10 protein-coding genes, 1 tRNA gene and 1 pseudogene are annotated in these 10,405 nt (G+C 55.9%); 3 read left to right on the top strand and 9 right to left on the bottom strand.

The genetic code is table 11. The annotated features are described in order from the left end of the window. Positions 1-168 precede the first annotated feature (168 nt). Complete coding sequence (locus ABSG47_RS19475) at positions 169-1,008, top strand: hypothetical protein (RefSeq protein ID WP_424171754.1); 840 nt, start codon at positions 169-171, stop codon at positions 1,006-1,008. Continuing rightward, positions 1,005-2,129 (top strand): DNA adenine methylase, encoded by a 1,125-nt coding sequence (locus tag ABSG47_RS19470; protein ID WP_424171751.1) that lies wholly within the window; start codon positions 1,005-1,007, stop codon positions 2,127-2,129. Before ABSG47_RS19475 ends, ABSG47_RS19470 begins: the two co-directional genes overlap by 4 nt. Positions 2,130-2,234: 105 nt before the next feature. Here ABSG47_RS19470 and ABSG47_RS19465 read toward each other — a convergent pair whose 3' ends face one another. Genes ABSG47_RS19465 through trpC form a run of 5 tightly spaced genes read right to left on the bottom strand, consistent with a single transcriptional unit; the run spans position 2,235 to position 5,359 of the window. Further along, the gene (locus ABSG47_RS19465; protein WP_424171748.1) at positions 2,235-3,155 is read right to left on the bottom strand and encodes a carbohydrate kinase family protein; all 921 of its coding nucleotides are present in this window, start codon (positions 3,153-3,155) and stop codon (positions 2,235-2,237) included. Between the two features lie 42 nt (positions 3,156-3,197). Further along, complete coding sequence (locus ABSG47_RS19460; protein ID WP_424171745.1) at positions 3,198-3,899, bottom strand: phosphoribosylanthranilate isomerase; 702 nt, start codon at positions 3,897-3,899, stop codon at positions 3,198-3,200. A 60-nt stretch (positions 3,900-3,959) separates the two neighbouring features. Beyond that, the gene (locus ABSG47_RS19455) at positions 3,960-4,298 is read right to left on the bottom strand and encodes a PIN domain-containing protein (protein ID WP_424171742.1); all 339 of its coding nucleotides are present in this window, start codon (positions 4,296-4,298) and stop codon (positions 3,960-3,962) included. Between the two features lie 2 nt (positions 4,299-4,300). After that, positions 4,301-4,498, bottom strand: coding sequence for a hypothetical protein (locus tag ABSG47_RS19450; protein WP_424171739.1), 198 nt, complete (start codon positions 4,496-4,498; stop codon positions 4,301-4,303). Between the two features lie 30 nt (positions 4,499-4,528). Continuing rightward, the gene (gene trpC, locus ABSG47_RS19445; RefSeq protein ID WP_424171736.1) at positions 4,529-5,359 is read right to left on the bottom strand and encodes an indole-3-glycerol phosphate synthase TrpC; all 831 of its coding nucleotides are present in this window, start codon (positions 5,357-5,359) and stop codon (positions 4,529-4,531) included. A gap of 274 nt (positions 5,360-5,633) precedes the next feature. On the opposite strand from trpC, the gene ABSG47_RS19440 reads away from it, so the two are divergent. Beyond that, positions 5,634-5,951 carry a hypothetical protein gene (locus ABSG47_RS19440; protein ID WP_424171733.1) on the top strand — a complete coding sequence of 106 codons (318 nt, stop codon included), beginning with the start codon at positions 5,634-5,636 and terminating at the stop codon, positions 5,949-5,951. Between the two features lie 60 nt (positions 5,952-6,011). Here the strand turns inward: ABSG47_RS19440 and ABSG47_RS19435 are convergent, their stop codons facing one another. The 4 genes and pseudogenes from ABSG47_RS19435 to ABSG47_RS19420 all read right to left on the bottom strand — a co-directional run. Next, positions 6,012-6,926, bottom strand: a complete 915-nt coding sequence (locus tag ABSG47_RS19435; protein WP_424171730.1) for a patatin-like phospholipase family protein — start codon at positions 6,924-6,926, stop codon at positions 6,012-6,014. 386 nt (positions 6,927-7,312) lie between these two features. Beyond that, positions 7,313-7,388, bottom strand: a tRNA-Ile gene (locus ABSG47_RS19430). Between the two features lie 587 nt (positions 7,389-7,975). Further along, entirely contained in the window at positions 7,976-9,568 is a 1,593-nt protein-coding gene (locus ABSG47_RS19425; RefSeq protein WP_424171727.1) for a DHA2 family efflux MFS transporter permease subunit, read from the bottom strand. 24 nt (positions 9,569-9,592) lie between these two features. Further along, positions 9,593-10,405 (bottom strand): annotated as a pseudogene (locus ABSG47_RS19420) (MlaD family protein); the annotation flags it as partial.

Raw genomic sequence — 10,405 nt, 5'->3', positions numbered from 1 at the left:
ATCCCTGGGTTACTGTCTTAAATCTGCGTTGGGGGCTCTTGTTTTCCAGATTTGGGCACAGGAGCGGCAAAGATCAATTATGTACAGGAAGACAACTTGCGCAACCGCTGGGGGGAATTAAACTCTTCATAATTGCACTCTGCTCAGGAGTCTTCGAGAGAGCCGTTTATGAATACACAGGCCGCATACAAAGAGTTCACGAGCAGACTCAAGCTGCTGATCAGCAAGCATCCCAACCTGATTGGGCTGACGCTGAGCAATATCTTCACGATGCGGCTGATTGGAAACAAAACACATGGGGATTTGGCCGAAATCGCTATCGCCGAGTTCGTCAACCAGTACATGTACGATTTTCGGTCCATCCATGTGGGAAAAGACCTCTACCGAGCGAAATCAAAGGAAGAGGATATCAAGATCGTAAACGAAATGACTAAAGCTGAATTTCCAGTCAGCTTAAAGGCATACGGCGACGGACCTCTTCAGCTTTCAACGGACAAAAACAGCCTGATGTTCCGAACCCTGAGCGAGGCTGGCCCGCTCGACACACCAGAGCAAATTAAAGTGGTCTTCGATCACCTGGCTTTCTCTAGCTTTGCTGAAATAAATGTGTTGCCGCTGATCTACGATGAAAAGCGGCAACGCTGCAATATCCTCGTATTTGATTACGATACCGCGCGGTCGCAAACTGCAAAGATCGTGCGCCGCTCAGAGGGCAGGGGACGCAAGCATCCTGTTTTTGTGTTCCTGGATGCTCAAGGCGATTACATCTGTGAAGTTCGATACGGTGATGCCGCCGCTAATGCCCTTCAAAGAGGGTTGTGGACACACACACGCAACGCCTTGAAACACTTCGATAGCGTGACCGGGGGATGGATCGATTACTCTCACAACCTCGTCCTGGTGAAGTTGTTTTCCCATGCGCTGGTATCTTCCAGTGTTGGTCACGAACGAGCATTAGAAAAAGTGAAAGAGGATATCACCGCCATGAAGCAAAGGTCGGGGATATGAGTGCACAGACACAACTATTCAGTGATGAGTTGACCTTTGACACGCCCTCGACGGAAGGAATTAAGTACGCAGGTTCAAAGCTCAAGCTGATCCCACAAATTCTCCAGCTTGCCAGGAAGGTAAACGCAACAAGCGTCTTCGATGGCTTTTCCGGCACAACAAGGGTTTCACAAGCATTTGCTAAATCTGGATACGATGTGGTTTGCAATGATCACGCCGTTTGGTCCGAGGTCTTCGGAACCTGTTATCTGCAAGGCAAAGCCCCGCGAGAATATAGCGCACTGATTCAACACTTGAATGCGGTACCTCCCAGAGATGGCTGGTTCACGGAGTTCTATGGGGGTGATCCGGAAAAAGAAAAAGAACCCAAGAGGCCCTGGCAAATCCACAACACTCGAAAGCTGGACGGCATTCGGGAAGAAATCGAGAGACTGGCGCTCGATCAGGTGGACAAGTGCGTGGCGCTGACAAGCCTGATAATGGCGCTCGATCAGGTAGACAGCACACTCGGCCATTTTGTTTCTTATCTCAGGGAATGGTCTCCTCGTTCGTATAAAAAGCTTCAATTGGCAGTGCCGTCTATTGTGAGTAATGGGTGTGTTCATGCTCACCGCGTCCAGCGAGCCGATATTTTTGATGCAGTGGGTGATGTGGAGACAGACATTGCGTATTATGATCCGCCCTATGGTTCAAACAATGAAAAGATGCCGCCGTCACGGGTCCGGTATGCCTCTTACTATCATGTTTGGACAAGCATCTGCCTGTTCGACACACCCCCGCTCTTCGGTAAAGTAAACAGGCGTGCTGACACATCGGACACTGTGGCAAACTCTCCATTCGAGGATTTCCGTAAAGACGCAAATGGAAAATTCATCGCCGTAGATGCTATTGGAAAGCTGCTTGCTGCGACTCGCGCTAAATACATAATTTTGTCTTATAGTTCTGGCGGACGGGCTACGTCTAAAGAGTTGAATGACGCAATTGAATCCTGCGGTGAATTATTGGAAGTAGTCGAGATAGATTACAAACGTAATGTAATGGCAGATATGAAGTGGACAAATGAATGGCTGCGGGATGCAGAAGCATCCAATAGAGAATTTTTATTCTTGGTCGCCCGCTGACAGGAACTTCGAGAGGTTACTGTTTCAATCAGCGCACCCTTAAGACAGCACTATCCAGGGCGCGCTTTTGTATTGACCAAGATTCCTGTCGCGGATCGTGCCGGATCAGCGGTGTCGTTCGCCGCTTTGCATTAACGTTTCGATTGCCTCTACGGTTTGAATGCCTCCGCGTGCGCCGGTGAACTTGCAGTTGATGGCGGCTGCTGCACATGCGAAATCCAGCTGGCGATCGAGAGGCCAACCTTGCAGAAGGCCGTAGATAAATCCGGCGTGGAAGATATCGCCTGCGCCCGTGGTATCCACTGTGGGAACGCGATAGGCGCGTCGATCGTGGATCTCATTGCCGTCCCAGGCAACGACGCCATCCGGGCCGAGCGTTGCGGCGGTTAATTTGCAGTGGAAGCGGTTATGCAGCTCTTTCAACGAACGGTGCAGGTCGTGATCGCCGGTGATCTTGAGCGGGAAATCGCGGCTGACGATGAGGTAATCGATCAGTGGCAGAAGGTCGTAGATTCCTTCGTAGTCTTCGTCTAGATCGGCGACGACAAGAACGCCTGCCTCATGCGCCCAGCGGGCTGCCTGGATTGCGGCTTCTGTATCGAAGCCGTCGAGGTGTAGCAGGCGCGCGGCGGTTACCCACTCCTGCTTGATCTCGTGCGGTTGCAGGCGCAGGCGCGGGTCGCGCTGGCAGATCACTGTCCGCTCACCGGCAGTGTCCACGAGAATCATCGAGCGCGGGCTCGCTCCTTCTTGCGCATAGACCAGTCGGGCATCCACTCCTAGCCGTTCAAACTCTCTTTCGTGCAATTGCGCGGCGTCATCGCGGCCAAGTTTTCCCACGTATCGCGAGGGAAGGCCCCACGATTGGCATGCGGCTACCGTGGTGGCGACCTGGCCGCCAGCCATGATGGTTGCGCGCTCGTATTCAATCTTGGAGCCGCTGACGGGAAATTGCTTTAAGGGGATGAGTGTGTCGGTTGCATTGAGGCCTACACCGACCAGATCCACGCGCCGAACTTCTTGCATCGAGTTATTTTAGGTCATGCGCTGGGTGGGATGGCGGTTGGCTCAATGCAGTTTTGCTGCGCGGGCGTTGGTGATGAATGCGCGGAGTTTGGTTGGGTCTTTGCGGCCGGGTGCGGATTCAACGCCGCTGACCACATCGACGCCCCATGGGTGGAGCGTGGTGATGGCTTCGGCAACGTTGGCGGGGTTGAGGCCGCCGGCGGCTACGACGCGCTTCCGCGCTTCCGGGTTTTGGAAGAGGGTAGAGGAGGCTTTCTGCCAGTCAAAGGTGATGCCGGTGCCGCCTACGGCTGTGGCGGTGCGGGAATCGACGAGGATGGCATCGGTGGTGGGGTCGGCTGCGAAGGCTTCGGACTGCTCGGCGGCTTGGGGGCCGAAGTGGACTACGCGAAGGATGCGAAGTGTGGGGCCGAATTCTTTTCGTAGCTCGGATGCCGCCGAGGCCGGGAATCCATCATGAAGCTGGACGCCGGTGAGTGAGCAGATGCGGATAGCCGCGGCGATCTCGCCGAGTGAGGCGTCGACGAAGACGCCGATTTTTTCCAGTGTGCCGGGTAGATTTGGGATAATTTCCGCGACTTGATCGACGGTGACCCGGCGTGGGCTGGGTGCGAAGACGAAGCCGACGGCGTCTGCTCCGGCATTGGTGGCGAGGAGTGCGTCTTCAAGGCTGGTGTTTCCGCAGATTTTGATCCAGAGGCTCATGTCAGGGAATGGATGCTGCTTCGGGCGTGTCGGCTTCAAAAGGGTTCAACACGCGAGCGCCGGTTCCCGTGTAGTGGCGCGTGTTGCGGGTGACGACTGTTAGGTCGTAGACGAGTGCAATGGCGGCAATCTGACGATCAAGAGGGTCTGGTCGCACGCACCCATGAGTTTTCCCCAAGCCAGAGCGCAGTCGATATCGAAGGGGAGAATACGTTCCCGATGAGTCTGCAATATTTTCTCGAACCATGCTTGTAAGCGCATCGCCTGCGGCAGATCGCCGCGCTGAATTGAAGCCTCAACGCCCTTCTTCAATTCTCCGATGGCTTGAACGGGAACAAAGATCAAGTCCCGCCATGTATGCAGGAAGGCATCGACACCCGCGTCGGCTTTCTTTCCTCTCCGCTCTTCGCTGAGAACATTCGTGTCAACCAGATACATGCTTATTTTGCGTGCCGGTCAAAATCGGAATCCAGCCCGACGTTTGGCATGGATGCAAGGAGCCTATAGAAAGCGTCCCCGTCATTTTTTGCCAGGGCGGCTTCGAGGATTGCGCGGTGTTTAGGCGAGACGTTGGGGCCGATCTGGTTGAAGCGGTCAGAAGGCTGCTCTTCATCGGGCTTGATTGGGTTGGTAGCCATAGACGCCTCCTGATCGGTGTGGTGTGAAGTCTATTGTATCCCGATTGCGGTTTTCTGATCGTTGACAGAGCTGGCGAGCAGGCTTGCGAGGGCTGCGCCGGGGTTGGGTTGGCGCATGAGGCTTTCGCCGATGAGGAAGGCGTCAAAGCCGGCGGTGCGTAGGCGGGCGATGTCGTCTGGCGTGCCGATGCCGCTTTCTGCGACGCGGATGGTGGTTGCGGGGATGCGCGTGATGAGGTCGAGCGAGGTTTCGAGGCGGACGGCGAAGGTTTTGAGGTTGCGATTGTTGACGCCGATGGCATCTGCGCCGTCTTCGCCGAGCGATTGGAGGACGCGGTCGAGCTCTTCCGCGGTGTGGACTTCAACGAGGACGTCTAGCGAGAGCGAGTGCGCGGTTTGGGCGAAGTGTTTCAGCTCGGCATCGGTGAGCGCGGCGGCGATGAGGAGGATGGCGTCGGCGGAGTGCGCGCGGGCTTCGACGATCTGGTACTCGTCGATGGTGAAGTCTTTGCGGAGGCAGGGGAGCGGGACGGTCTCTGAAGCGATTTCGAGATTGCGGAGGCTGCCCTGGAAGTATGGCTCGTCGGTGAGGACGGAGAGCGCGGCTGCGCCGCCGGAGTGATACTGGCGGGCGATGCGGGCGACGTCGAAGTCGGGCTGGATGAGGCCGCGCGAGGGCGATGCCTTTTTGATTTCGGCGATGACGGCGGGCTTCTCGACGGCGGTGCGGCGCAGTGCGGCGGCCCAGCCGCGTGGAGTGTGTAATGCGGCGGGGCGTTCGAGTTGGGAGACTGGGACGCGCTCTTTGGCGGCGGCGACTGCGGTGCGGGTGGTGGCGAGGATGGCGTCGAGTTGGGTCATTTGCATGATGTGAAGCGCGAGTTGGCCGAAGAGAAAAATCAGCCGAAATCAGCCCGAAACACATCTGCTGATTCAAAAATAGTTTAGCGTAAGGGCGTAATCATCACGACTGCCTGGACTTCGGGTTGCGCTGGGAACGCGAATTCAATGGTGTTGTTCCATTTCGAAGATCGAAAGCATTTTTCGGATTGCCTGCTCTACGATGGAGCGGGCCATTTCCTCGCCTTTTGCAATGAGTTTTCGATCCGACTTTACTTTGAGAGGGAGAACTATCGTGAATCTGCTTCACTTCAGGCTGGCTGCTGCTTGCACTATGAGCCTCTTGTTCGCTTCGTCCGCACAGGCACAGCAACAGGATGGCGACAGGGTCGATCTTGCGGCTTTGACCCAGATAAAGAATGAGGCCTTTCAGCACTCGCAGGTCATGGAGAATCTCTTTTACATTTCAGAGGTGTATGGGCCGCGCATCAACAACAGCCGCAATCATCGCGCTGCGGCTGAGTGGGCCATGCAGCAGTTGAAGGCGTGGGGGTTGCAGAATGTGCATCTGGAGACGTCGCCTGGACGTCATGGAACTGATTCTGCGGGCTGATCTTTACGGCAAAACCCCGTAATACTTCCTCGAAGCTGAATAGCCGGCGGCGTGCAATCGTCAGAGGAACGTCACGCGAGTCGCTTCCTGCTTGCCTTGGGCAAAACCGGCACGTGCGGCGGGGATGCGGGTCGTCAGCTCCATCTGGTTCGTGCCCATTGCGGCTCGGGAATCGGCGTCCGGTGTGATCACCTCGACGCGGCTGCCCTGTTTGTGCAGAGCCTCGACCTGGCTCGCAAGGTCCGTGCCCCATTCCGGTGATCTGCGTATACCCTCGAACTGGCCTGCCGGTAGCGTCCCGCTCCGCCCGCCAAACGGCGAGAGCACCACGACGTTCGCATAGCCCGAGGCAAGATCGGCGTTTTCGGCGGAGCGCACGCCACCGTTGATATAGCGCGTGCCGTTGATGTTGTGTGTGTGGACCGTACCAGGCAGCGCGGTGCCTGCGGTCACAGCGTCCACGAGGTCAACTCCGGAATCGCGGTCGAACGCAACCATCTCGCCGGTATGCGCGTTGACTGCCGCCACGATCATCGGCCTCTCCGGCCATTGCTGGTGAGGCAACCTGGCGGCGACCATCGCGCGCCGCTGTTCCGCCGCCGCGGGTCCGAGTGTGGCGTCGCTCTCCAACCCGAACGCGCCCATCGCACGGCATAGATCGACAGCCGAGGTGGCTGCGGCGCCGATGGCCCTCATCCGCTCGTAGACTGCGGTCATCGGCGGAAACGGCGGCCCTTGCCGGTTCTGTCCGACCGGTGGAACCGGCTCTGACAGAATCGAAGCCAACAGTTCGGCTGGTGGTATGCCACTGCGGACATGCGCCGCCGCGCTTGCGCCGGACGAGGTTCCGATCACCAAATCAGCGGCCTCTGTCATATCGACACCGGCTTCGGCCAGTCCTGCGATGACACCGATCGTCCATGCATGTCCGGCGGACCCACCACCACCGAGAACCAGAGCAACGTTTTTAACCATCTGCCCACTATTTCAGCCCGTGGACAATTCTGTCCATCGAAGTAACAAGGCCGTGCCTTACGGCCGCGGGTTTCGGGATATTGCGAACCATCGCAGTCGATCAGGTCTTTGCGCGAGATCCCGAGCTTGCGTAAAGGGACAGCCGAAAGGTCGATCAAAGCCAGGTTTCGGCTGAGGGTGAGCTGCGAGTAAACCTTACCGGCGACATGAGTTATCTTGGACCAGTTCTTCGGATCCGCCACAAAGGGGACATCGGGGAAGACCGTCTCCATCAAAGCGCAGTTCAATGTCGTGCCCGCATAGATGGTTGGATGACTGCGCCTGCCACGTTCACGAGAGGACTGAATCTCGCATTGCCAGCAGATGACGGATTGAACTGTGCGCTGTGGTGGGCCCGGAGGGATTTGAACCCCCAACCAAGGGATTATGAGTCCCCTGCTCTAACCGTTGAGCTACAGGCCCTGAATTGTAGGTAACTCTTCTAGAATTAATGGGATAAATGACTCAAACCATCATCTCATTTTGTGGAATTTTTAGGCCATGTCACCGTTTTTTAACCCCGGTGTACCTCTGATATATCCCGGAAAATCCAGTTCCAAACTGGCCCATACGCTCGGCTGAGTCATAGTACATACCCAACCGGCACACTCATCTGCGGACACGCTGCTGCATCTATATTCTGAGCCGCGACCTGCCCCACTGGCAAACAAAGTGTCAGCCTCTCTATGATTACATACCCGAAGGTTTTATTCGTATGTTCCGCGTCCGCATTCAGCGATCACCTGAGTCCTGCGTACCGCAAAAGCAGCAGTTCGCGCACTCTTCGCACCGATACACGGTTGTATGAGAACTCATTTCAGTTTTTGGCAGTAATGGGAGGACGTCAGCATCATGTTGTCGAGCCTTTGCGGTTGAGATCAGCCGATTTAGTGGAAGTTGCCACTGAGGAATTTGCATTTGTCCCCGCCCCTATCCGGAGTTCTCGACGTGATAAGAGGTCATAACGTCGCCTGGCGCCGCCGGTATTGGCTTAGTGGTGAAGTAGATTGTTAATGTATGGCTTCTCCCGCGGGCGCTCCCTGTCCCGGCTTGTTCTTGCTCAGTATGAAGGCGCATGCCACCATCCCCAACGCCATCCAGCAGAGCAAACGGTAAATGTCCTGATATGCCATCGCAGTTGCCTGCTCATTGAGTTGCTGATAGATGGCAGCCCGTGCCATTTGACCGGGGCCCGGCCCTTTGCCGCTACCGCCAAAGTAAGCAGTAAGCGCATTGACCCGGTTGACGAATGCAGGATCACCGTGCTGCATATACTCCTGCAAACGCGCCTGATGGAAGAGCGAACGGTTCGTGACGATCGCTCCGGTAGAGGCAATGAAAATACTGCCGCCTACGTTTCGCACAAAGTTGATGATCCCGGAGACCTGGTTGCTCGCTTCTTTTGGAAGGCCGACATAGGCCGCAGTGGTAATGGCGATGAACGCGAAAGGAATCGCGAACATCTGGAGAATTCTCAGCCAGGATGCAAAACCGAAGGTCATGTCGAGCGTAAAGTGCGTGGAAGTGTAATAAAACGCGAAGGCGAAGCAGGCGAAGCCGAACGCAGCCATATTTCTCGCTGGTAACTTGCCGGTGGCAATACCGGCGACGGGCATCACGACGAGGAGCACAAGGCCTCCTCCGGCGAGTGCCTCTCCGGCACGGGTCGCCGTGTAACCCATCAGTTGCTGCAGAAACTGTGGCTCAAGTACCGTTGCCGCGTTCAGAACACCGCCGACCAGAATCATAAGGAAGCAGCAGATGGCGAAGTTTTTGTACTTGAACAGTCGCAGGTTCATGATCGGATTCTTTGCCCGCCATTGCCACCAGATGAGACCGATCATGCCGACAACGAACAAGAAGCAGGAGATGCGGATGAAGGTAGAGGCAAACCAGTCGTTTTCTTCTCCCTTATCGAGCATGATCTGCATGCCGCCCATAGCGACGGTCAACAATCCGAGGCCGATGTAATCGAGCTTCCTGAGGTTGGCGCGATCTGCTTTGATCCACGGAGGGTCCTGGACCAGACGGCTCACCAGAAAGAACGCAAGTATCCCCACCGGTATATTGATATAGAAGATCCATCGCCACGAGTAGTTATCGGTAATCCAACCGCCGATCGTCGGCCCGAGAGATGGTGCGAGTACAGCAACAAGGCCGTAGATAGCGAAGGCCTGGCCACGCTTTTTCGGTTCGAAGGAATCCGCCATGATTGCTTGCGCCATAGGTTGGAGTCCACCTCCTCCGACACCTTGTAGTACACGCGCAAAGAGCAGGATTGGCATCGAAGGAGAGATACCGCACAGAAAACTTGCGACGGTGAAAATCATGATGCAAAGCAGAAAGAAATTCCTGCGGCCGATGACGCTGGAAGCCCATGCGCCCACCGGCAGGATGATCGCGTTTGAGACCAGATAGCTGGTGAGCACCCAGGTTCCTTGACTGGTGCTGGCACCGAGGTCGCCGGCAATATGTGGCAGCGCAACGTTCGCTATGGAGGTGTCCAGAACCTCCATGAAGGCAGCAAGAGCGACTGTTGCCGCAATCAGCCACGGATTTGATTTAGGCTTCCACTGCGTACTACTTTCGACTTCTGCGATCATCCTTTTCCTTCCGATTGTCTTCGTTCATTTGAGGATGACCATGCAGACACCATCCCACTTATCCTTGTGCAGTCCTGGCGGAGGTAGTTCCTTCAGAGACACGACACCTACGTTCCGGGAGTCCAGGTGATAACGAGTGTGAAGATACTGGCTGACCAAGATGGCGCGATTGCGCGACAAGGAAAACTGTTCCTCATGGTCCTGTGCCGCCGAGTAACCTTCGACTACTATGGCGCTAGCCACGAGTGAATCTCCCAATTGGGTCGCGACGGCATCGAGGCGTTTCTTTCCCACCAGGGAGAGCATCTCAAGCTCGTTCGACGCGGGCTGAAAAAGATCTTCTGTGGTCAACCATTCGCGATGATTTTCAGGGTTGGCGAAGAGCTTGTCGTGGCGATATTGATCTGGCTTGAGATTGGTGAGGTTGTAGTAACCGCGACGCTTGAAGAATCCACGGAAGAAGAAATTGTGCTTGAGCGCCTCGGTGTCCTCCGCCATATTCCCTGTTGCTTGATCGAGATTCGACAAGGATTGCTGGATATTCGTGGCGGCATCCTCTCCCCGATCATCTGGACCTAGAGCTTTGGTCAAGGTTTGATGTAGCTGCTCGGAAGTGGCGTCGATATGTTGTGCCGCACTCTTCGCGCTGACGATCGCATCGTCGGCCTTCTGTCCAAGGTCCCGCGACCGAAGATCGGAGACCAATGCGTCGGCCTGGCTTGAAGCGTGATTGAGAGCCGATGTAGCCTGCCTTGCGTTCTCCACTGTCTGACGAAGCCGTTCCGCCGTGGCTTCATCCCGCAGCAACATCCCAGCCGGGCCTTTTCCTTCCTTCAA

Source organism: Occallatibacter sp., assembly GCF_049510455.1.
Classification (GTDB): Bacteria; Acidobacteriota; Terriglobia; order Terriglobales; family Acidobacteriaceae; genus Telmatobacter.
Note: the sequence above shows the minus strand (reverse complement) of the source record. Positions and strands in the feature narration are given on the sequence as shown.